The following is a 22,500-nucleotide window of genomic DNA, read 5'->3' on the forward strand; positions in this document are numbered from 1 at the left end:
ATGACTGAAAATGAACAAATTTTTTGGAATCGGGTCTTGGAATTAGCTCAGAGCCAATTAAAACAGGCAACGTATGAATTTTTTGTGCATGATGCACGCTTGTTAAAAGTTGAGAATCATGTGGCAACGATTTACTTAGATCAAATGAAAGAGCTCTTTTGGGAAAAAAACCTTAAAGATGTTATTCTAACAGCTGGTTTTGAAGTTTATAATGCTCAAATTGCCGTTGACTATGTTTTTGAAGAAGATCTGATAAATGACCAAAATCAAACCCCAAATAGCCAAGGCTACAATCAGCAAGTAATAACTCCTTTACCTGCTGTTACCTCAGACCTAAACCCCAAATATAGGTTTGAAAACTTTATTCAGGGTGATGAAAATCGTTGGGCTGTAGCTGCTTCTATAGCAGTAGCTAATACACCAGGAACAACCTATAACCCTTTGTTTATCTGGGGAGGGCCTGGACTGGGAAAAACCCATTTATTAAATGCCATTGGAAACTCTGTGCTATTAGAAAATCCCAATGCCCGTATAAAGTACATCACCGCTGAAAATTTCATTAATGAATTTGTGATTCATATTCGTTTAGACACTATGGACGAATTAAAAGAAAAGTTCCGTAATCTCGATTTACTGCTTATTGATGATATCCAATCGCTGGCGAAGAAAACATTATCTGGAACACAAGAAGAGTTCTTTAATACTTTCAATGCTCTTCATAACAATAATAAACAAATCGTTCTAACCAGTGACCGCACACCAGATCACCTTAATGACTTAGAAGATCGATTGGTAACCCGTTTCAAATGGGGCTTAACCGTTAATATTACACCTCCAGATTTTGAAACTCGAGTAGCTATCTTAACCAATAAAATTCAGGAATATAATTTTATTTTCCCTCAAGATACTATTGAATATCTAGCTGGCCAATTCGATTCCAATGTGAGAGATTTGGAAGGCGCCTTAAAAGACATTAGTCTAGTTGCTAATTTTAAGCAAATTGACACCATTACGGTTGACATTGCTGCAGAAGCTATTCGTGCCAGAAAACAAGATGGTCCTAAAATGACGGTCATTCCAATTGACGAAATTCAAACTCAAGTTGGGAAATTCTATGACGTCACTGTCAAAGAAATTAAGGCGACTAAACGAACCCAAGATATTGTGTTAGCAAGACAGGTCGCTATGTTCTTAGCACGTGAAATGACAGATAATAGCCTCCCAAAAATTGGTAAGGAATTTGGTGGCAGGGATCATTCTACTGTACTTCATGCTTACAATAAAATCAAAAACATGATTAGCCAGGATGAAAGCCTTCGTATTGAAATTGAAACCATAAAAAATAAAATTAAGTAGCTTGTGGATAAGCTCTATTTTTAGTGACAAGTTATCCACAAGTTGTGAACAGTCTTCTTTCCTTATTCTTACTAGATAAATCAGACTTATCCACGTCATACACAAGACCTACTACTACTACTAATTATTATACTTATCAATAAAGGAGTCCTCATGATTCAATTTTCCATAAATCGTACCCTTTTTATTCAAGCTTTAAATACCACTAAACGTGCTATTAGCAGTAAAAATGCCATTCCTGTTCTTTCTACCATTAAGATTGACGTTAGTTCATCTGATATCACTTTAACAGGTTCAAATGGACAAATTTCCATTGAAAATACCATTCCTGTAAGCAATGAAAATGCTGGACTATTAATCACATCTCCAGGGTCTATTCTTCTGGAAGCTAATTTCTTTATCAATATTATTTCTAGTTTGCCAGATGTTAGTTTGGATTTTAAAGAAATTGAACAACATCAAGTTGTTTTAACCAGTGGTAAATCAGAGATTACCTTAAAAGGAAAAGATGTTGATCAATACCCTCGGTTACAAGAAGTGTCAACAGAAAATCCTTTGATCTTAAAAACAAAATTATTAAAGTCTATTATTGCTGAAACAGCTTTTGCAGCCAGTTTACAAGAAAGTCGTCCTATCTTAACAGGAGTTCATATTGTATTAAGTAACCATAAAGATTTTAAAGCCGTAGCAACTGACTCTCATCGTATGAGCCAACGTTTAATCACTTTGGATAATACTTCAGCAGATTTTGATGTGGTTATTCCAAGTAAATCTTTAAGAGAATTTTCAGCAGTATTTACAGATGATATTGAGACTGTTGAGGTATTTTTCTCACCAAGCCAAATCTTGTTCAGAAGTGAACATATTTCTTTCTACACACGTCTCTTGGAAGGAAATTATCCCGATACAGACCGTTTGTTAATGACACAATTTGAGACAGAGGTTGTTTTCAATACCCAATCTCTTCGCCACGCTATGGAACGTGCTTTCTTGATTTCGAACGCTACTCAAAATGGTACCGTTAAGCTTGAAATTGCTCAAAATCATATTTCAGCTCATGTTAACTCACCGGAAGTAGGTAAGGTAAACGAAGATTTAGATATTGTGAGTCAATCTGGTAATGATTTGACTATTAGTTTTAACCCCACTTATCTTATTGAGTCTTTAAAAGCGATTAAGAGTGACACCGTTAAAATTCATTTCTTATCGCCAGTTCGACCATTTACCTTGATACCTGGTGACGATGAAGAAAGCTTCATCCAGTTAATCACACCAGTCCGTACCAACTAAAAAGAAAAGGCTCCCTTTTAGGAGCTTTTTTTGTTATCATAAATGATGAAGATAATAAGAGTGAGGAAAAAAAGATGTATCAAGTTGGATCACTTGTTGAAATGAAAAAACCACACGCCTGTGTGATTAAAGAGACTGGTAAAAAAGCCAATCAATGGAAAGTGCTTAGAGTAGGAGCTGATATTAAAATTCAATGCACTAACTGTCAGCATATCATTATGATGAGCCGTTACGACTTTGACCGAAAATTAAAAAAAGTCCTGCAACCTTAGAAACACTGATTTAGTAGTCTTTCTTATACATCTTGCAACCAATACTTGCCTAAATAATTGCTAGTATGCCTTTGGAAAATCAGGTATTCTAACTTTATCGAAAGAAGAAAGGTGGTCATAGAAAATGACAAAAGTTGCAGAACAAATAAAGCAATTACGAGTGAAACATCAATTATCTCAAGATGCTCTGGCAGAACAGTTATTTATTTCTCGGCAGGCTATATCAAAATGGGAAAATGGAGATACTACTCCGGATTTAGAAAACTTGGTTAGGTTAACTGAAATTTTTGATGTGAACTTAGATGAGCTTGTTTTAGCTAAACCAAATGAAGTTAAAGTTGAACGTATTTATGAAAATAAGCCCCTTGATCTACAAAAATACGATAAAATCTATTGGTTTATTTTTCGAAATGTTATCCTAACTCTACTAATCATCTTAGCTATATTAACGATTTTAGAGGTTCTGGGGGTGCCTTTTATTGCTAATTGATTAATTTTTTAAAAAAGTTAAAGAGTACTGTGATGCTAACGAAATCGAAATTTTCTTAGCATCATACCGCTTTTTCTTTTATTTTCTGTTATAATAGTTGTGATTGAAATTTTGAATGGAGACTTATTAAAATGGCTTTAACAGCTGGTATTGTGGGATTACCTAATGTCGGTAAATCAACTTTATTTAATGCAATTACAAAAGCAGGGGCAGAAGCTGCTAACTATCCTTTTGCAACGATTGATCCCAATGTTGGGATGGTAGAGGTACCAGATGAACGTCTGCAAAAACTGACAGAGTTGATTACGCCTAAAAAAACCGTTCCAACAACCTTTGAGTTTACTGATATTGCGGGTATTGTCAAAGGAGCTTCTAAAGGAGAAGGTTTAGGTAATAAATTCTTGGCCAATATCCGTGAAGTAGATGCTATCGTACATGTCGTTCGTGCCTTTGATGATGAGAATGTCATGCGTGAACAAGGTCGTGAGGATGCTTTCGTGGATCCAATAGCTGATATTGATACTATCAACCTTGAATTGATTTTGGCTGATTTAGAGTCTATTAATAAGCGTTATGCGCGTGTGGAAAAAATGGCTCGTACCCAAAAAGATAAGGATTCCGTGGCAGAATTTGCCGTTCTTGAAAAAATCAAACCTGTCTTAGAAGATGGTAAATCTGCTCGGACAATTGAGTTTACTGAAGAAGAGCAACGTGTTGTCAAACAGTTATTCTTATTGACAACAAAACCTGTTCTTTATGTGGCGAATGTTGATGAAGATAAAGTTGCTGATCCAGATGATATTGACTATGTGAAACAAATTCGTGAGTTTGCAGCTACTGAAAATGCAGAAGTAGTGGTGATTTCAGCGCGTGCAGAGGAAGAAATTTCAGAGCTTGAGGATGAAGATAAAGCAGAATTCTTAGAAGCTATCGGTTTGACAGAGTCTGGTGTTGATAAATTAACGCGTGCTGCCTACCACTTACTTGGGCTAGGCACCTATTTTACAGCAGGTGAAAAAGAAGTAAGGGCTTGGACATTTAAACGTGGTATTAAAGCGCCGCAGGCTGCTGGTATTATTCATTCTGACTTCGAAAGAGGATTTATCCGTGCAGTAACCATGTCTTATGACGATTTAATAACCTACGGTTCAGAAAAAGCTGTCAAAGAAGCTGGGCGCTTGCGTGAAGAAGGAAAAGAGTACATCGTCCAAGATGGTGATATCATGGAGTTTCGATTTAACGTTTAAAAATAATAAGATAATGTCAGAAGGTTGGAATAACATTCCAGCCCTTTTGGCATTTTAGGAAAGAGAAAAGATGGTTAAAATGATTGTTGGTCTGGGAAACCCAGGCTCAAAATACGAAAAGACAAAACATAATATTGGTTTTATGGCCATTGACAAACTTGTCAACAAAATTGACGTCACCTTTACAGAAGACAAAAATTTTAAAGCACAAATAGGGAGTGCATTTATCAATCATGAAAAAATTTATTTTGTGAAGCCAACAACCTTTATGAATAATAGTGGTGTTGCCGTAAAGGCATTATTAACTTATTATAATATTGCCATAGAAGATTTGATTGTTATCTATGACGACTTGGATATGGAAGTTGGGAAATTGCGTTTACGTGCTAAAGGCTCGGCTGGTGGACACAATGGTATTAAATCAATTATTGCTCATCTTGGAACACAGGAGTTTGACCGAATTAAAGTTGGTATTGGACGACCATTAAAAGGGATGACAGTGATTAACCATGTTATGGGACATTTCAGTACAGAAGATAATGTTGCTATTGCGTTAACTCTTGACAAAGTTGTCAATGCTGTAAACTTCTATTTACAAGAAAATAACTTTGAAAAAACAATGCAGAAATTTAATGGATAATCATGAATATTTTAGAATTATTTAGTCAGAATAAGAAAATTCAGGCCTGGCACTCCGGCTTAGCGTCCTTAGACAGGCAGCTAATTATGGGATTATCTGGGTCAAGTAAAGCATTAGCAATAGCTTCTGCTTTTTTGGACTCCCAAGAAAAAATAGTTGTGATGACATCAACTCAAAATGAAGTTGAAAAATTAGCCAGCGATTTATCAAGTCTACTTGGAGAAGAATTAGTCTATCAATTTTTTTCAGACGATGTGGCAGCAGCAGAATTTATCTTTGCTTCGATGGATAAAGCTTTATCGAGGATAGAGGCATTGCAATTTTTAATAAATCCTAAAGCACGAGGAATTCTGATTGTCAGTCTATCAGGTTTAAGGACCTTACTTCCCAATCCTGATGTTTTTGCCAAGAGTCACATTAAGTTAAAAGTAGGAGAAGATTATGACAGTGATGCTCTTACCAAACAATTGATGACAATTGGCTATCAGAATGTTTCACAAGTCATTAGTCCGGGAGAATTTAGCCGTCGAGGGGATATTTTAGATATCTATGAGATGACACAAGAATTACCTTATCGTTTGGAGTTTTTTGGAGATGATATTGATGGAATTAGGCACTTTCATCCAGAAACTCAAAAGTCCTTTGAACAATTAGAAGAACTTTTGATTCATCCGGCTAGTGAACTTATTTTTGAAACGAGTGATTTTCAACGTGGCAGTCAGCAATTAGAAAAAGCGCTACAAACAGCACAAGATGATAAAAAAGCTTATTTGGAAGATCTCCTATCTGTTTCAAAAGATGGTTTTAAACATAAGGATATCCGTAAATTTCAATCGTTATTTTATGAAAAAGAGTGGTCATTATTAGATTATATTCCCAAAGGGACACCACTATTTTTTGATGATTTTCAAAAAATAGTAGATAAAAATGCAAGATTCGATTTAGAGATTGCTAATCTCTTGACAGAAGATTTACAGCAAGGGAAGGCTCTTTCTAATCTTAAATACTTTGCAGATAATTATCGCGAGTTTCGGCACTATACGCCAGCAACCTTCTTTTCAAATTTTCATAAGGGACTTGGAAATATCAAATTTGATCAAATGCATCAGCTAACTCAATATGCCATGCAGGAATTTTTTAATCAATTTCCTTTATTGATTGATGAGATTAAACGGTATCAAAAAAATCAAACAACCGTTATTGTGCAGGTAGAGTCTCAGCATGCTTTCGAACGACTAGAAAAATCTTTTCAAGATTATCAATTTCATCTTCCTTTAGTGAGTGCTAATCAAATTGTTTCACGTGAATCACAAATTGTAATTGGAGAAATCTCCAGTGGTTTTTATTTTGCTGATGAAAAGTTAGCGTTGATCACAGAGCATGAAATTTATCATAAAAAGATCAAACGACGCGCCAAACGATCTAATATTAGCAATGCTGAGCGTTTGAAAGATTACAATGAGCTAGCATCAGGCGATTATGTGGTTCATAATGTCCATGGTATTGGTCGCTTCCTTGGGATTGAAACGATTCAGATTCAAGGCATTCATCGAGATTATGTAACCATTCAATATCAAAATTCAGACCGTATTTCTCTTCCAGTTGATCAAATTAGTAGCTTGTCAAAATACGTTTCTGCTGATGGAAAAGAACCTAAAGTCAACAAACTGAATGACGGTCGTTTCCAAAAGACAAAGCAAAAAGTTGCAAAACAAGTAGAGGATATCGCTGATGATCTTTTAGCATTATACGCAGAAAGAAGTCAGCAAAAAGGTTTTCAGTTTTCACCAGATGATGACTTACAACGGTCTTTTGATGATGATTTTGCTTTTGTGGAAACAGAGGATCAAATGAGATCTATCAACGAAATTAAAGCTGATATGGAAAGCGTGCAACCTATGGATCGTCTTTTAATAGGTGATGTAGGATTTGGTAAGACAGAAGTAGCTATGAGGGCAGCCTTTAAAGCGGTGAATGACCACAAGCAAGTAGCTGTCCTAGTTCCAACTACAGTCTTAGCTCAACAGCATTATGAAAATTTTAAGGCTCGCTTTGAAAATTACCCTGTTGAGGTGGACATTCTAAGTCGCTTCCGTAGTAAAAAAGAGCAAGCTCAAACACTAGAACGTGTCCGAAAAGGACAAATTGACATTATTATCGGAACCCATCGACTCCTATCAAAAGATGTGGTCTTTTCTGATTTAGGATTAATTGTGATTGATGAAGAGCAACGGTTCGGTGTCAAGCATAAAGAAACTTTAAAGGAATTAAAAACTAAGGTTGACGTCTTAACCTTAACAGCAACTCCGATTCCTAGAACCTTGCATATGTCTATGTTAGGTATCCGAGATTTATCGGTTATTGAGACCCCGCCAACCAACAGATATCCTGTTCAAACTTATGTATTAGAAAACAATCCTGGTCTAGTAAGGGAAGCTATTATCCGAGAAATGGATCGTGGAGGACAAGTTTTTTATGTTTACAACAAAGTTGACACCATCGACAAGAAGGTAGCAGAACTACAAGAATTAGTTCCAGAAGCTTCTATTGGGTTTGTTCATGGGCAAATGAGTGAAATTCAACTTGAAAATACCTTGATTGACTTTATCAACGGTGAGTATGATGTCCTTGTGGCTACAACAATTATTGAAACAGGGGTTGATATTTCTAATGTAAACACTCTGTTTGTGGAGAATGCTGATCACATGGGATTGTCAACATTGTATCAACTGAGGGGGCGCGTCGGAAGAAGTAATCGTGTTGCTTATGCTTACCTGATGTATCGTCCTGATAAGGTCCTGACAGAGGTTTCTGAAAAGCGTTTAGAGGCTATTAAAGGCTTTACTGAATTAGGTTCAGGCTTCAAGATTGCTATGCGAGATTTGTCTATACGAGGAGCAGGTAATATTTTAGGGGCTTCTCAGAGTGGCTTTATTGATTCGGTCGGTTTTGAAATGTATTCTCAGTTATTGGAACAGGCTATTGCTAGTAAGCAAGGAAAAACGACTGTTCGCCAAAAAGGCAATACTGAAATCAATCTTCAGATTGATGCCTATTTGTCAGATGATTACATATCAGATGAGCGTCAAAAAATTGACATTTACAAGCGTATTCGAGAAATTCAATCAAGAGAAGATTATCTCAATTTGCAGGATGAGCTGATAGATCGTTTTGGAGAGTATCCTGATCAAGTTGCCTATTTGTTAGAAATAGGCCTGCTAAAACATTATATGGACAACGCCTTTGCGGAATTAGTTGAACGCAAAAATAATCAAGTCATTGTTCGATTTGAAGTAACTTCTTTAACTTATTTCTTAACTCAGGATTATTTCGAAGCCTTATCGAAAACCCATTTTAAAGCTAAAATTAGTGAACATCAGGGGAAAATCGATATCGTCTTCGATGTTCGCCACCAAAAAGACTATACTATCTTAGAAGAATTGATGTTATTTGGAGAAAGCCTTAGTGAGATTAAATTCAGAAAAACAGCCTCAACCTCTTAAGCAAGCAAGTCTTTTGATAGTGGTTAGTGGCTTAGTATCAAAAATTTTAGCTGCTACCTACCGTATTCCTTACCAAAATCTGGTGGGAGACAGAGGTTTTTATGCTTATCAGCAAATATATCCTTTTTTGGCCATTATTTCGGCCCTTAGCTTGAGTGCTTTGCCTAATCTTATCGCCAGTATGGCACAAAAGAAAGATGAAGATCAACTCACGGTTTTTATGACTTTGCAGTTTGTGATGAGTTTTGGGTGTTTCCTCATTCTTTTTCTGAGGTATCAGCAACTTGCTGAATGGATGGGAGCACCAAAATTAGGAACAGCTATTTCTTTGACGAGTATTGCTCTATTAATGACTCCTTTTATCTCTTTTTATCGAGGGTTAGCACAAGCAGATCTAAATATGACACCAACTGCTATTAGTCAAATGCTTGAGCAAATTATTAGGGTAATCATTATTGTGGCATCGGCTGTTTGCTATCTTGTTTTTGATTGGACTATTTATACAACTGCTAACGTTGCTGCGAGTGGAAATACGATCGCTAGCTTTACTGTTCTAGGGTATTTAGCAAAAAAGAGCTCTTTTTCAATTAAACCATACGTGAGAAAGTTTTCCTTGCCTTTAAGAGCATATCATCAGCTAGGTTTATCTAGTTTGGTCTTTATTCTTTTTTCCATCTACTTATTGCTATTTCAATTAGTGGATGCCCTTTTTATTAAAAATAGTCTCGTTTCTGCGGGGTATTCTAACCAATTAGCTGAAATGACTAAGGGTATTTTTGATAGAGGGCAGCCACTTGTTCAATTTGGATTGATTTTTTCAACGGCTTTTTTCACAAGTTATTTGCCCAAATTAACTCATCTCCATCAGCAAAAACAGCAGATGTATGATCAACTAAGTCAAGATTTTCTAGCTTTTATCTTTTACTTTAACGTAACGTTAACGGCTGGCTTTATAAGCATTTTACATCTCATGAACCGTGTTTTATTTGAAGATAATAAGGGTTGGAAGGCACTAGTTTACTATATTATTACGATTAATCTTATAAGTTTGATTCAATTTTTTTATCAAAAATGTTTTATTGAAAATCGCGTGCGCCACTCCCTGATGATGTTATTAGTTGGCTTGTCTTGCAAATTAGGTTTAACGCCTGTGTTAACTTATCATTATGGAATTTTAGGAAGTTCTCTGTCCACGGTAATTCCTTTAGGATTGGTGTTTATTTGTTATGCCTATACAATACCAATGAGTTGGAATTGTGCTAAAAATGGTAAATTTTGGCTCACATTAACATTAATGATTGGTTTCGTGTTGACATGTCAGGTCATGCTTCCTATAGAGGGAAGGTTAGGTGGTTTTATCAGTATTGTTCTGTCATCAGCTGTTGGCGTCATCAGTTTTATAATGATTTGCTGGCGATACAAAGTATTCGATGAGAAAATATGGTCTTTTCTACCATTTAAGAAATAAAAATGATAAAATGGAAGAGATTGTGGGGTAAATAATGAGATTAGATAAATTTTTAAAAGTATCACGTATTATTAAACGTCGTCCTGTTGCTAAAGAAGTTGCTGATAAAGGACGGATTAAAGTTAATGGAGTTCTTGCTAAAAGTTCAACTGATTTAAAACTCAATGATCACATTGAAATCCGATTTGGAAATAAACTCTTAACCGTAAGAGTACTTGAGATGAAAGACAGCACCAAAAAAGAAGACGCTCTCAGTATGTATGAGATCATCAGTGAAACAAGGATAGAAGCTAATGAAGAAGCCTAGCATTGTTCAACTAAATAATCACTATATTAACGAGGAAAACCTAAAAAAACGGTTCGAAGAAGAAGAAATTCAAAAGCGCAATCGTTTTATGGGGTGGATTCTTGTGAGTATGATGTTTTTATTTATTTTGCCAACTTATAATCTTGTCAAAAGCTATGTAGATTTTGAAAAACAAAATCAGCAAGTGATTAAATTACAAAAAGAATATGAAGCATTGGAAAAGAATACAAAGAGTGAAAAAAAATTAGCTGAGCAACTTAAAAATGACGATTTTGTTAAAAAGTATGCTAGAGCTAAGTATTACCTATCACGAGAAGGGGAAGTTATTTACCCCGTGCCAGGGTTATTACCGAAATAATGATGAATGATATTATTACCAAAATAGAAACATTTCTTGCTTACTCTGATGAGAAATTAGCAGAATTGGAAAAAGAAAATCAACGTCTTAAAGAAGACAATCCATATACAGAAGCAGATTAGAAAGGAGCCAACATGAAAAAATTATTAGCAGCTATGTTAATGACCTTTTTCTTGACTCCTTTGACCGTTATTAGCACAGAAAAAACAGGACAATTTTCTAAAGCAACTATTTACCAATTGCGTCAAGATATTGTTCAATCAACCAGCTACTATAATCAGCTTCCTGTTAATCCTAACCTTTATCAAGAAACACCAACTTATAAAAACGCTGAGCTAACTTTACCAGCGACAACCCTAGGACCTAATCATAAGTTAGATATCAACTCTCTTGTGATAAATGAACAAGCAAAACCAATTTTTGAACTTGCAGATGGTACTTACCTTGAAGCGAATCGCGAAGTAGTTTATGAGGATATAGTTCTGAGTCAAGTAGACGCCGATCTCTTTTTTTGGACACAAAAACACGTGACTCTCTACCCTGAACCCTACGTGTTAGGCACTAAGGCAATTCCATCTCCATTTACCTTTGCCCAAAAAGTTCATGCTAGTCAAATGGCACAAACCAAACATGGAGTTTATTACCTAATTGATCAGAAAGGTTGGGTATCACAAGAGGATCTATCTCGTTTTGATAATCGCATGCAAAAGGTCCAAGAGATGCTGTTACAAAAATACAATAATGTAAATTATTCTATCTTTGTTAAAGAACTTGATACGCAGGCAAGTGCTGGAATTAATGCAGATAAAGAAATGTATGCAGCTAGTATTGCAAAGTTAGCCCCTCTTTACAGTGTTCAAAAGCAACTTCAAGAAAAGAAAGTGACAGAAAACAAACTTCTCAGATATATCGATGATGTGAATCATTTTTATGGGGATTACGATCCATCTGGAAGTGGTAAAATTAGTAAGAAAGCTGATAAAGAAGACTATAAAGTTAGTACCTTATTGAAAGCTGTTGCTCAAAATTCAGATAATGTTGCCACCAATATTTTAGGATATTATTTATGCCATCAGTATGACCAAGCTTTTCAAACAGAAATAAAATCCTTGGCAGGAAGTGATTGGGATATGGAAAAACGATTCTTATCTTCTCGTGCAGCAGCTAATGTGATGGAAGCTATTTACTATCAAAAGGGACACATTATTTCTTATCTTTCCGATACTGACTTTGATCAACAACGCATTTCAAAAAATATTACTGTTCCTGTGGCCCACAAAATTGGTGATGCCTATGATTACAAGCATGATGTTGCCATCATTTATGCTGATACTCCTTTTGTCTTATCTATCTTTACAGATAAAGCAACCTATGATGACATCACAGCTATTGCAGATGATGTTTATGCTATTTTAAAATGACAACATATCAAGAAATTTATAACGAGATAAAAAAACAAGCCTATTTCGACAATCATCGGCGTGTTTTAATAGCTGTATCTGGTGGAGTAGATTCAATGAATTTGCTGCACTTTTTGCATTTATTTCAAGAAAATTTACAAATCAGTATTGGGATTGCTCACATCAATCATAAGCAGAGAATTGAGTCGGAAATAGAAGAAGACTATTTACGGCAGTGGGCAAACAATCATAGTGTTCCTATTTACATTTCCCATTTTGAAGGAACTTTTTCTGAAAAAGCTGCGCGGGATTGGCGTTATCATTTTTGTCGAAAAATCATGCAAAATGAACAGTATTCTGCTCTAGTGACAGCACACCATCTAGATGATCAAGCAGAAACAATTCTAATGCGACTTATAAGAGGAAGTAGATTAAGGCACTTATCAGGTATAAAACCTGTTCAACCATTTGGAAATGGGCAACTGATACGACCATTTTTACCTTTTTCAAAAGATGACTTGCCTAATATTTTTCATTTCGAAGATACTTCAAATGAAGAAACAACTGTTTTTAGGAACCGAGTGAGAAATCAGTACTTACCTTTACTGGAGAAAGAAAACCCGCAACTTGTACAAAGCCTTAATCAATTAGCGATAGAAAATCAACTACTTTTTCAAGCGTTTACAGAGTTGACAACAAAAATAACAATCACTCATTTGGCAGAGTTTAGAGCACAAACTGCTTCGGTGCAGTATTTTTTATTACAAGATTATTTGGAAAACTTTCCAGATTTACAGTTGAAAAAATCTCAATTTAACCAACTATTACACTTACTTCAAAAAGCAAAGCAAGGAAATTATCCCTTAAAAAATGGCTACTATCTTTTGATAAATCAGTCATCATTCAACATCACGAAAATCATTCCTGAGACTGAGTTTCTCAACGATCAAAAAGTGATAAAATACGGTAACGCTATCTGGTACTGTAACCATCATTTTTTATTCACGACAGAAGATTTGGCACATAAGGACCCAAAAAGTATTCCCATGCATAGTTTGTCACCCATTATCCTACGACATCGTCAAGCGGGTGACCGTCTTTCTTTTGGCAATTTCTCAAAAAAACTAAGACGACTTTTTATAGATGATAAACTGAGCATAGCTGAGCGGCAAAATGCTATTGTAGGAGAACAAGATGGAGAAGTTATTTTTGTATTAGCCGGTGATAAAACTTATTTGAGAAAAGCTTGTAAACATGATATAATGTTGGCTAAACTGTATATTGATAAATTAGAAAAAAGGTGACAGCATGCTTGAGCAAGATATTCAAAAAATTCTTTACTCTGAAGAACAAATTATCCAAAAAACAAAAGAACTTGGCGAACAACTTACAAAAGATTACCAAGGTAAAAATCCTTTGATGGTCGGTGTCTTAAAAGGGTCCGTTCCTTTTATGGCTGAATTAATGAAACATATTGATACTCATGTCGAAATTGATTTTATGGTAGTTTCAAGTTACCATGGTGGCACCTCTAGTAGTGGCGAAGTGAAAATCTTAAAAGATGTGGATACCAATATTGAAGGAAGAGACATTATCTTTATCGAAGATATTATCGATACTGGTCGTACTCTAAAATATTTACGCGATATGTTTAAATATCGTAAAGCCAATACGATTAAAATTGCAACACTCTTTGATAAACCAGAAGGACGTGTTGTTGACATTGAAGCAGACTATATTTGTTATAATGTCCCAAATGAATTTATTGTTGGTTTTGGCTTAGACTATGCTGAAAATTATCGTAACCTTCCTTATGTAGGTGTGTTAAAAGAAGAAGTCTATTCAAAATAGAAAAAGGTCAATGATTACTATATGAAAAATAATAAAAATAATGGTTTTGTCAAAAACTCCTTTATCTATATTTTAATGATTATTGTTGTTATCACAGGATTTCAATTTTATCTTAAAGGAACAAGCACACAAAGCCAACAGATTAGTTATTCAAAATTAATCAAACATCTTAAAGCTGGTGATATCAAATCTCTAAGCTACCAACCTAGTGGCAGCATTATCGAAGTAAAAGGAAAATATGAGAAAGCTCAAAAAGTTTCTATCGACCCAGGTCTCTCTTTTTTAGGGGGCGATGCGTCAGCTCAAGTGACAGAGTTTTCGTCTTTGGTTCTCCCAAATGATTCCATTTTAAAAGAAATGACTTCGGCTGCTGATAAAAACGGAACAGAAATCACAGTCAAACAAGAAAGTTCAAGTGGGACTTGGATTACCTTTTTGATGAGTTTTCTCCCAATTGTTATCTTTGCCGCTTTCATGATGATGATGATGAACCAAGGTGGTGGCGGAGCTCGTGGAGCCATGAGTTTTGGTAAAAACAAAGCTAAATCTCAATCAAAAGGTGATGTCAAAGTAAGATTTACAGACGTTGCAGGTGCTGAAGAGGAAAAACAAGAGTTAGTGGAAGTTGTTGACTTCTTGAAAAATCCTAAGAAGTATAAAGCATTGGGAGCGCGTATTCCGGCAGGTGTCCTCTTAGAGGGCCCTCCAGGGACAGGTAAGACTTTACTCGCTAAAGCAGTTGCTGGTGAAGCGGGAGTTCCGTTCTTTAGCATTTCAGGTTCAGACTTTGTTGAAATGTTCGTTGGTGTCGGAGCTAGCCGTGTGCGTTCTTTGTTTGAAGATGCTAAAAAAGCTGAACGTGCTATTATCTTTATCGATGAAATTGATGCTGTTGGTCGTCGCCGTGGCGCTGGTATGGGCGGTGGTAACGATGAGAGAGAACAAACCCTCAATCAATTACTGATTGAAATGGACGGTTTTGAGGGTAATGAAAACATTATTGTTATTGCCGCAACAAACCGTAGTGATGTTTTAGATCCTGCTTTGTTAAGGCCAGGACGATTTGACCGTAAAGTATTAGTTGGTAGACCTGATGTAAAAGGTCGTGAAGCTATTTTACGCGTTCATGCTAAAAATAAACCTCTTGCAGATGATGTTAATTTAAAAGTGGTTGCTCAGCAAACACCAGGATTCGTTGGTGCTGATCTTGAAAATGTATTGAATGAGGCTGCTCTTGTAGCTGCTCGTCGAAACAAAGTGAAGATTGATGCCAGCGATATTGATGAAGCAGAAGACCGCGTTATTGCTGGGCCTTCTAAGAAAGACCGCACGATTTCACAAAGAGAAAGAGAAATGGTGGCTTACCATGAAGCTGGGCATACTATCGTTGGTTTAGTACTATCTAATGCGCGTGTAGTCCATAAAGTAACCATTGTTCCTCGTGGACGAGCTGGTGGTTACATGATTGCCCTTCCTAAAGAAGATCAAATGCTCTTATCAAAAGATGATTTAAAAGAGCAATTAGCTGGTCTTATGGGTGGTCGTGTCGCTGAAGAAATTATTTTTAATGCGCAGACAACAGGTGCTTCAAATGACTTTGAACAAGCTACTCAAATGGCAAGAGCGATGGTTACAGAGTATGGAATGAGTGACAAACTTGGCCCGGTTCAATATGAGGGTAACCATGCTATGATGCCAGGTCAGTTGTCTCCTGAAAAATCTTACTCTGCTCAAACATCACAAATGATTGATGATGAAGTACGTGAACTCTTAAATCAAGCGCGTAATCAAGCAGCAGACATCATTAAAGAAAATCGTGAAACTCACAAATTGATTGCAGAAGCCCTCCTTAAATATGAAACTTTGGATGCTGCACAAATTAAATCCATTTATGAAACTGGTAAAATGCCAAATAATCCAGAGGATGATGATAAAGAAGTTCATGCTTTATCTTATGATGAAATCAAAGATAAGATGACAGAATCAGAAACAAAATCTGCTGATTAATAGGGTAAATTATCATAGAGAAACTAAGTTCTAGACTCTCTAGACTTAGTTTCTTTATTCAAGCACGCGAGATTACCACACGCCAAACGCATGAAGAAACTTTTGTTTTCAGAAAACTAGATTCATAATGACAAAATCAATCAAAGTAGTACACTATAGATGAGGTTACTACGATGATTGATTTTATTATTTCTATTGATGATTGCGCAGTTGAATTGGATAGTCGTCAATCTTGGAAAATTCGCTACCCCTTATTAACCATTCTATTTCTTGTCTTCGTTTGTCAGTTAGCCGGCATTGAAACCTGGAAGGAGATGGAAGATTTTATTGAAATGAATGAACCATTGTTTGCGACCTACGTTGATTTGAGTGAAGGTTGTCCGTCTCATGATACCTTAGAGCGTGTGATTAGTCTTGTTAATTCAGACCGTTTAAAAGAGCTTAAAGTTCAATTTGAGCAATCATTGACAAGCTTAGATGCCGTTCATCAACTGATTTCAGTGGACGGTAAAACGATTCGAGGCAATCGAGGTAAAAATCAGAAGCCTGTTCATATTGTAACGGCTTATGATGGGGGTCATCATCTTAGTTTGGGACAGGTAGCGGTTGAGGAGAAAAGTAATGAAATTGTTGCCATTCCTCAGTTATTGCGGACGATTGATATCCGTAAAAGCATTGTAACGATAGACGCAATGGGCACGCAGACGGCTATCGTTGATACGATCATTAAAGGTAAAGCAGACTATTGCTTAGCCGTCAAAGGAAATCAAGAAACACTTTATGATGATATTGCTCTTTATTTTAGTGATGTCAACTTATTGGAAGAACTCCAAGAAAATGGACAGTATTATCAGACTGTTGAAAAATCTAGGGGACAGATTGAAGTTAGAGAATACTGGGTGTCTTCCGATATCAAATGGTTGTGTCAAAACCATCCCAAATGGCATAAGTTACGTGGTATTGGGATGACTCGTCACACGATTGATAAGGATGATCAGCTGAGTCAAGAGAAACGTTATTTTATCTTTAGCTTTAAGCCGGATGTCCTCACATTTGCCAATTGTGTACGAGGTCATTGGCAGATAGAGAGTATGCACTGGTTATTGGACGTTGTTTATCATGAAGATCATCATCAGACATTGGATAAAAGAGCCGCATTTAACCTAAATCTTATCCGAAAAATGTGCTTATATTTTCTCAAAGTGATGGTATTTCCTAAAAAAGACCTCAGTTATCGTCGCAAACAACGGTATATTTCTGTCCATTTGGAAGATTATTTAGTCCAATTATTTGGAGAAAGAGGCTAAGCAGATGATTGATTTAAAAAGGAATCTTTTCAAAATTGATGTCCGGGCACAAAAGGATGAAGAGAAAGTTTTCATGCGTACGGCGTGGAGATTACCAGAAGTAAAATTTACAATCATTAATAACTGTGATAAACTTAGTAGATAACTGTGTACTATATAGAAAGTGACAAGATGACTATTTTTCGAAAAAAACAGAAACATGCTAATAGAACCGAGATGCATAGACACCTTAAAGTAACTGATTTAGTCTTTTTAGGTCTAGGTTCAATGGTTGGTACAGGGATTTTTACCATTACAGGTATTGGTGCTGCTAATTATGCAGGGCCAGCTTTGACAATTTCGATTGTTATTTCAGCAATTGCAATCGGTATTCTAGCTTTATTTTATGCAGAATTTGCATCACGAATTCCGTCAAATGGCGGAGCTTATAGTTATGTTTATGCAACTTTAGGGGAATTTCCTGCTTGGATTGTAGGCTGGTACATTATTATGGAATTCCTAACGGCCGTATCCAGTGTTGCAGTTGGATGGGGAAGCTATTTAAAAGGTTTACTAGCTAACTATGGAATAGCTTTACCAACTCCTCTAAATGGAACATTTGATCCTAAAAATGGGACATATATAGACCTTCTTCCTGTATTGGTAATGATTTTTGTAACAGGCATTGTTTTAATGAACTCCAAAGCAGCGTTAAGATTCAATAGCTTTTTAGTGCTATTGAAATTTTCAGCTCTTGCTTTATTTATTATTGTAGGCCTCTTCTTTATAAATGGTGAAAATTGGAGCAACTTTGCTCCATATGGCTTAGGTCAAATTTACGGAGGTCAATCAGGTATATTTTCAGGAGCTTCTGTCATGTTCTTTGCTTTCCTGGGGTTTGAATCTATTTCAATGACAGTTGATGAAGTGAAAGAACCACAAAAAACAATCCCAAAAGGAATTGTTTTATCCTTGACTATTGTTACAGTATTGTATATTGTTGTCACAATGATTCTGACTGGTATTGTCCATTATACCCTATTAAATGTACCGGATGCTGTCGCTTTTGCTTTACGTAGTATCGGCCTTTATTGGGCGGCAGATTATGTTTCTATTGTTGCCATTTTAACGCTTATTACGGTATGTATTTCGATGACCTATGCCTTAGCTAGAACGGTTTATAGTATAAGTAGAGATGGATTGCTACCAAAATCTCTTTATTCCCTTACTGAAAAAAGTAAGGTTCCTAAAAATGCGACTATCTTAGTGGGAGTACTTGCGATGATTTGTGCTGGTTTATTTCCATTAGCGAGTCTCGCAGAATTTGTTAACATTTGTACCCTAGCATATTTGGTAATAATGTCGATAGCAATTATTAGACTTAGGAAAATTGAAGGAAAACCCAAAGCTGGAGAATTCAAAACGCCATTAATGCCATTTTTACCTCTATTAGCCATTGTCATTTGTGCTTCCTTTATGAGTCAATATATGGCTTTTACTTGGATTGCTTTTACGTTAACGACAGTAGTAGGAACGTTTGTTTATATTTTTTATGGCTATAAACATTCCAAAGAAAATAGTTAAGAGTTAAAAGATAATCATTTAGATATACAGAATTATAGAAGCATTCTATGAGAAAGGACGAATTATCCCAACTTATAGGGTGCTTTTACCTTTGATTATTATTTTTGTGTGATGTAATACCCAGAATAAAAAAATCTTTTATGAGAAAATTACCTGTGTTATGCAATTTCAATAAAAATGTAAAAAACGACATAAAACTGCGAAAAAGCTGTTGACATCAAGGGGTTAAATATCGTATACTAATAAAGCTGTCAGCTGATCAGGCGTTGGCGACTGAAATTATTCGGAAAAAAGAGTAAAAAAGCTGTTGACAAAGTTAGTAAAAGTTGATAGAATAAAATAGTTGTCTCGAAAGAGGACAAGACCTTTGAGAACTGAATAAGACGAACCAAATGTGAGGGTGATATGAAGACATATTACCCGTCAAAGAAACGAGAAATAAATCTGTCAGCGACAGAAAGAACGAGTAAGTTCAAACACATCTTAATGAGAGTTTGATCCTGGCTCAGGACGAACGCTGGCGGCGTGCCTAATACATGCAAGTAGAACGCTGAGGACTGGTGCTTGCACCGGTTCAAGGAGTTGCGAACGGGTGAGTAACGCGTAGGTAACCTACCTCATAGCGGGGGATAACTATTGGAAACGATAGCTAATACCGCATGACAATGGAGGACCCATGTCTTTCATTTAAAAGGTGCAACTGCATCACTATGAGATGGACCTGCGTTGTATTAGCTAGTTGGTGAGGTAACGGCTCACCAAGGCGACGATACATAGCCGACCTGAGAGGGTGAACGGCCACACTGGGACTGAGACACGGCCCAGACTCCTACGGGAGGCAGCAGTAGGGAATCTTCGGCAATGGACGGAAGTCTGACCGAGCAACGCCGCGTGAGTGAAGAAGGTTTTCGGATCGTAAAGCTCTGTTGTTAGAGAAGAATGATGGTGGGAGTGGAAAATCCACCATGTGACGGTAACTAACCAGAAAGGGACGGCTAACTACGTGCCAGCAGCCGCGGTAATACGTAGGTCCCGAGCGTTGTCCGGATTTATTGGGCGTAAAGCGAGCGCAGGCGGTTCTTTAAGTCTGAAGTTAAAGGCAGTGGCTCAACCACTGTACGCTTTGGAAACTGGAGAACTTGAGTGCAGAAGGGGAGAGTGGAATTCCATGTGTAGCGGTGAAATGCGTAGATATATGGAGGAACACCGGTGGCGAAAGCGGCTCTCTGGTCTGTAACTGACGCTGAGGCTCGAAAGCGTGGGGAGCAAACAGGATTAGATACCCTGGTAGTCCACGCCGTAAACGATGAGTGCTAGGTGTTAGGCCCTTTCCGGGGCTTAGTGCCGGAGCTAACGCATTAAGCACTCCGCCTGGGGAGTACGACCGCAAGGTTGAAACTCAAAGGAATTGACGGGGGCCCGCACAAGCGGTGGAGCATGTGGTTTAATTCGAAGCAACGCGAAGAACCTTACCAGGTCTTGACATCCTCCTGACCGGTCTAGAGATAGACTTTCCCTTCGGGGCAGGAGTGACAGGTGGTGCATGGTTGTCGTCAGCTCGTGTCGTGAGATGTTGGGTTAAGTCCCGCAACGAGCGCAACCCCTATTGTTAGTTGCCATCATTAAGTTGGGCACTCTAGCGAGACTGCCGGTAATAAACCGGAGGAAGGTGGGGATGACGTCAAATCATCATGCCCCTTATGACCTGGGCTACACACGTGCTACAATGGTTGGTACAACGAGTCGCAAGCCGGTGACGGCAAGCTAATCTCTTAAAGCCAATCTCAGTTCGGATTGTAGGCTGCAACTCGCCTACATGAAGTCGGAATCGCTAGTAATCGCGGATCAGCACGCCGCGGTGAATACGTTCCCGGGCCTTGTACACACCGCCCGTCACACCACGAGAGTTTGTAACACCCGAAGTCGGTGAGGTAACCTATTAGGAGCCAGCCGCCTAAGGTGGGATAGATGATTGGGGTGAAGTCGTAACAAGGTAGCCGTATCGGAAGGTGCGGCTGGATCACCTCCTTTCTAAGGAAATGGAACACGTTAGGGTCGTCTTATTTAGTTTTGAGAGGTCTTGTGGGGCCTTAGCTCAGCTGGGAGAGCGCCTGCTTTGCACGCAGGAGGTCAGCGGTTCGATCCCGCTAGGCTCCATTAGGATAGAGATATCCTAAAAACTGTCCATTGAAAATTGAATATCTATATCAAATTCCACGATCAAGAAATTGATTGTACGAATAGTAACAAGAAAATAAACCGAAAACGCTGTGAATAATCAAGAGTTTTTCTAGTTAAGATATACTAGTAAAAGATAAGGTTAAGTTAATAAGGGCGCACGGTGGATGCCTTGGCACTAGAAGCCGAAGAAGGACGTGACTAACGACGAAATGCTTTGGGGAGCTGTAAGTAAGCGCTGATCCAGAGATGTCCGAATGGGGGAACCCACTAGCTACTGGCTAGTATCCATAACTGTTAAGGTTATGAGAAGGAAGACGCAGTGAACTGAAACATCTAAGTAGCTGCAGGAAGAGAAAGCAAACGCGATTGCCTTAGTAGCGGCGAGCGAAACGGCAGGAGGGCAAACCGAGAAGTTTACTTCTCGGGGTTGTAGGACTGCGACATGGGACTTTAAAAGGATAGAAGAATTACCTGGGAAGGTAAGCCAAAGAGAGTAATAGCCTCGTATTTAAAATTCTTTTGAGCCCTAGCAGTATCCTGAGTACGGCGAGACACGCGAAATCTCGTCGGAATCTGGGAGGACCATCTCCCAACCCTAAATACTCTCTAGTGACCGATAGTGAACCAGTACCGTGAGGGAAAGGTGAAAAGCACCCCGGGAGGGGAGTGAAATAGAACCTGAAACCGTGTGCCTACAACAAGTTCGAGCCCGTTAATGGGTGAGAGCGTGCCTTTTGTAGAATGAACCGGCGAGTTACGATATGATGCGAGGTTAAGTTGAAGAGACGGAGCCGCAGGGAAACCGAGTCTTAATAGGGCGTTTTAGTATCATGTTGTAGACCCGAAACCATGTGACCTACCCATGAGCAGGTTGAAGGTGCGGTAAGACGCACTGGAGGACCGAACCAGGGCACGTTGAAAAGTGCTTGGATGACTTGTGGGTAGCGGAGAAATTCCAAACGAACTTGGAGATAGCTGGTTCTCTCCGAAATAGCTTTAGGGCTAGCGTCGATGTTAAGTCTCTTGGAGGTAGAGCACTGTTTGGGTGAGGGGTCCATCTCGGATTACCAATCTCAGATAAACTCCGAATGCCAACGAGATATAATCGGCAGTCAGACTGCGAGTGCTAAGATCCGTAGTCGAAAGGGAAACAGCCCAGACCACCAGCTAAGGTCCCAAAATATATGTTAAGTGGAAAAGGATGTGGGGTTGCACAGACAACTAGGATGTTAGCTTAGAAGCAGCTATTCATTCAAAGAG

At 37.7% G+C, this 22,500-nt stretch carries 18 protein-coding genes, 1 tRNA gene and 2 rRNA genes (1 of these 21 only partly in view); all 21 read left to right on the forward strand.

The window, feature by feature from the left end; translation table 11 throughout:
• Positions 1-1,356, forward strand: a complete 1,356-nt coding sequence (gene dnaA / locus DYD17_RS00065; RefSeq protein ID WP_003048960.1) for a chromosomal replication initiator protein DnaA — start codon at positions 1-3, stop codon at positions 1,354-1,356.
• 153 nt (positions 1,357-1,509) lie between these two features.
• Positions 1,510-2,646 (forward strand): DNA polymerase III subunit beta, encoded by a 1,137-nt coding sequence (gene dnaN, locus DYD17_RS00070; protein ID WP_115252480.1) that lies wholly within the window; start codon positions 1,510-1,512, stop codon positions 2,644-2,646.
• 74 nt (positions 2,647-2,720) lie between these two features.
• Positions 2,721-2,918, forward strand: a complete 198-nt coding sequence (locus tag DYD17_RS00075) for a DUF951 domain-containing protein (RefSeq protein WP_003048966.1) — start codon at positions 2,721-2,723, stop codon at positions 2,916-2,918.
• 124 nt (positions 2,919-3,042) lie between these two features.
• Positions 3,043-3,408, forward strand: a complete 366-nt coding sequence (locus DYD17_RS00080) for a helix-turn-helix domain-containing protein (protein WP_115252481.1) — start codon at positions 3,043-3,045, stop codon at positions 3,406-3,408.
• 131 nt (positions 3,409-3,539) lie between these two features.
• A complete protein-coding gene (gene ychF, locus DYD17_RS00085; RefSeq protein WP_115252482.1) occupies positions 3,540-4,655 on the forward strand; it encodes a redox-regulated ATPase YchF in 1,116 nt (371 codons plus the stop codon).
• 70 nt (positions 4,656-4,725) lie between these two features.
• The gene (pth, locus tag DYD17_RS00090) at positions 4,726-5,295 is read left to right on the forward strand and encodes an aminoacyl-tRNA hydrolase (protein ID WP_115246997.1); all 570 of its coding nucleotides are present in this window, start codon (positions 4,726-4,728) and stop codon (positions 5,293-5,295) included.
• Positions 5,296-5,297: 2 nt separating this feature from the next.
• Positions 5,298-8,798, forward strand: a complete 3,501-nt coding sequence (gene mfd, locus DYD17_RS00095) for a transcription-repair coupling factor (protein WP_115252483.1) — start codon at positions 5,298-5,300, stop codon at positions 8,796-8,798.
• The gene (locus DYD17_RS00100) at positions 8,761-10,266 is read left to right on the forward strand and encodes an oligosaccharide flippase family protein (RefSeq protein ID WP_115252484.1); all 1,506 of its coding nucleotides are present in this window, start codon (positions 8,761-8,763) and stop codon (positions 10,264-10,266) included. Before mfd ends, DYD17_RS00100 begins: the two co-directional genes overlap by 38 nt.
• A 34-nt stretch (positions 10,267-10,300) precedes the next feature.
• Positions 10,301-10,573 carry an RNA-binding S4 domain-containing protein gene (locus DYD17_RS00105; RefSeq protein ID WP_003048986.1) on the forward strand — a complete coding sequence of 91 codons (273 nt, stop codon included), beginning with the start codon at positions 10,301-10,303 and terminating at the stop codon, positions 10,571-10,573.
• Positions 10,560-10,931 (forward strand): FtsB family cell division protein, encoded by a 372-nt coding sequence (locus DYD17_RS00110; RefSeq protein ID WP_003048988.1) that lies wholly within the window; start codon positions 10,560-10,562, stop codon positions 10,929-10,931. The genes DYD17_RS00105 and DYD17_RS00110 overlap by 14 nt, the downstream gene beginning before the upstream one ends.
• Positions 10,931-11,053: an SP_0009 family protein gene (locus tag DYD17_RS11010; protein WP_003048993.1), complete on the forward strand. Its 123-nt coding sequence runs from the start codon at positions 10,931-10,933 to the stop codon at positions 11,051-11,053. The genes DYD17_RS00110 and DYD17_RS11010 overlap by 1 nt, the downstream gene beginning before the upstream one ends.
• A gap of 12 nt (positions 11,054-11,065) precedes the next feature.
• Positions 11,066-12,352 (forward strand): serine hydrolase, encoded by a 1,287-nt coding sequence (locus tag DYD17_RS00115; protein ID WP_003048997.1) that lies wholly within the window; start codon positions 11,066-11,068, stop codon positions 12,350-12,352.
• Positions 12,349-13,635, forward strand: coding sequence for a tRNA lysidine(34) synthetase TilS (gene tilS, locus DYD17_RS00120; protein WP_003049000.1), 1,287 nt, complete (start codon positions 12,349-12,351; stop codon positions 13,633-13,635). The genes DYD17_RS00115 and tilS overlap by 4 nt, the downstream gene beginning before the upstream one ends.
• A 4-nt stretch (positions 13,636-13,639) precedes the next feature.
• The gene (hpt, locus tag DYD17_RS00125; protein ID WP_003049003.1) at positions 13,640-14,182 is read left to right on the forward strand and encodes a hypoxanthine phosphoribosyltransferase; all 543 of its coding nucleotides are present in this window, start codon (positions 13,640-13,642) and stop codon (positions 14,180-14,182) included.
• Between the two features lie 21 nt (positions 14,183-14,203).
• Positions 14,204-16,189: an ATP-dependent zinc metalloprotease FtsH gene (ftsH, locus tag DYD17_RS00130; RefSeq protein WP_003049005.1), complete on the forward strand. Its 1,986-nt coding sequence runs from the start codon at positions 14,204-14,206 to the stop codon at positions 16,187-16,189.
• A 173-nt stretch (positions 16,190-16,362) separates the two neighbouring features.
• Positions 16,363-17,496 (forward strand): ISAs1-like element IS1548 family transposase, encoded by a 1,134-nt coding sequence (locus DYD17_RS00135; RefSeq protein ID WP_115252486.1) that lies wholly within the window; start codon positions 16,363-16,365, stop codon positions 17,494-17,496.
• A gap of 4 nt (positions 17,497-17,500) precedes the next feature.
• The gene (locus tag DYD17_RS00140) at positions 17,501-17,641 is read left to right on the forward strand and encodes a hypothetical protein (RefSeq protein WP_003049011.1); all 141 of its coding nucleotides are present in this window, start codon (positions 17,501-17,503) and stop codon (positions 17,639-17,641) included.
• Positions 17,642-17,667: 26 nt separating this feature from the next.
• Positions 17,668-19,059, forward strand: a complete 1,392-nt coding sequence (locus DYD17_RS00145) for an APC family permease (RefSeq protein ID WP_115246982.1) — start codon at positions 17,668-17,670, stop codon at positions 19,057-19,059.
• 482 nt (positions 19,060-19,541) lie between these two features.
• Positions 19,542-21,090, forward strand: a 16S ribosomal RNA gene (locus DYD17_RS00155).
• A 53-nt stretch (positions 21,091-21,143) separates the two neighbouring features.
• A tRNA-Ala gene (locus DYD17_RS00160) sits at positions 21,144-21,216 on the forward strand.
• Positions 21,217-21,377: 161 nt separating this feature from the next.
• Positions 21,378-22,500 (forward strand): 23S ribosomal RNA (locus tag DYD17_RS00165) (it continues 1,780 nt past the right edge of the window).
• The 16S and 23S rRNA genes sit together here with 1 tRNA gene alongside, the layout of an rRNA operon.

The organism is Streptococcus dysgalactiae subsp. dysgalactiae (assembly GCF_900459225.1).
Lineage (GTDB): Bacteria > Bacillota > Bacilli > Lactobacillales > Streptococcaceae > Streptococcus > Streptococcus dysgalactiae.

Coding starts and splice junctions, on each gene's coding strand:
- dnaA (WP_003048960.1), top strand. CDS start 1: ATGACTGAAAATGAACAAATTTTTTGGAATCGGGTCTTGGAATTAGCT.
- dnaN (WP_115252480.1), top strand. CDS start 1,510: ATGATTCAATTTTCCATAAATCGTACCCTTTTTATTCAAGCTTTAAAT.
- DYD17_RS00075 (WP_003048966.1), top strand. CDS start 2,721: ATGTATCAAGTTGGATCACTTGTTGAAATGAAAAAACCACACGCCTGT.
- DYD17_RS00080 (WP_115252481.1), top strand. CDS start 3,043: ATGACAAAAGTTGCAGAACAAATAAAGCAATTACGAGTGAAACATCAA.
- ychF (WP_115252482.1), top strand. CDS start 3,540: ATGGCTTTAACAGCTGGTATTGTGGGATTACCTAATGTCGGTAAATCA.
- pth (WP_115246997.1), top strand. CDS start 4,726: ATGGTTAAAATGATTGTTGGTCTGGGAAACCCAGGCTCAAAATACGAA.
- mfd (WP_115252483.1), top strand. CDS start 5,298: ATGAATATTTTAGAATTATTTAGTCAGAATAAGAAAATTCAGGCCTGG.
- DYD17_RS00105 (WP_003048986.1), top strand. CDS start 10,301: ATGAGATTAGATAAATTTTTAAAAGTATCACGTATTATTAAACGTCGT.
- DYD17_RS00110 (WP_003048988.1), top strand. CDS start 10,560: ATGAAGAAGCCTAGCATTGTTCAACTAAATAATCACTATATTAACGAG.
- DYD17_RS11010 (WP_003048993.1), top strand. CDS start 10,931: ATGATGAATGATATTATTACCAAAATAGAAACATTTCTTGCTTACTCT.
- DYD17_RS00115 (WP_003048997.1), top strand. CDS start 11,066: ATGAAAAAATTATTAGCAGCTATGTTAATGACCTTTTTCTTGACTCCT.
- tilS (WP_003049000.1), top strand. CDS start 12,349: ATGACAACATATCAAGAAATTTATAACGAGATAAAAAAACAAGCCTAT.
- hpt (WP_003049003.1), top strand. CDS start 13,640: ATGCTTGAGCAAGATATTCAAAAAATTCTTTACTCTGAAGAACAAATT.
- ftsH (WP_003049005.1), top strand. CDS start 14,204: ATGAAAAATAATAAAAATAATGGTTTTGTCAAAAACTCCTTTATCTAT.
- DYD17_RS00135 (WP_115252486.1), top strand. CDS start 16,363: ATGATTGATTTTATTATTTCTATTGATGATTGCGCAGTTGAATTGGAT.
- DYD17_RS00140 (WP_003049011.1), top strand. CDS start 17,501: ATGATTGATTTAAAAAGGAATCTTTTCAAAATTGATGTCCGGGCACAA.
- DYD17_RS00145 (WP_115246982.1), top strand. CDS start 17,668: ATGACTATTTTTCGAAAAAAACAGAAACATGCTAATAGAACCGAGATG.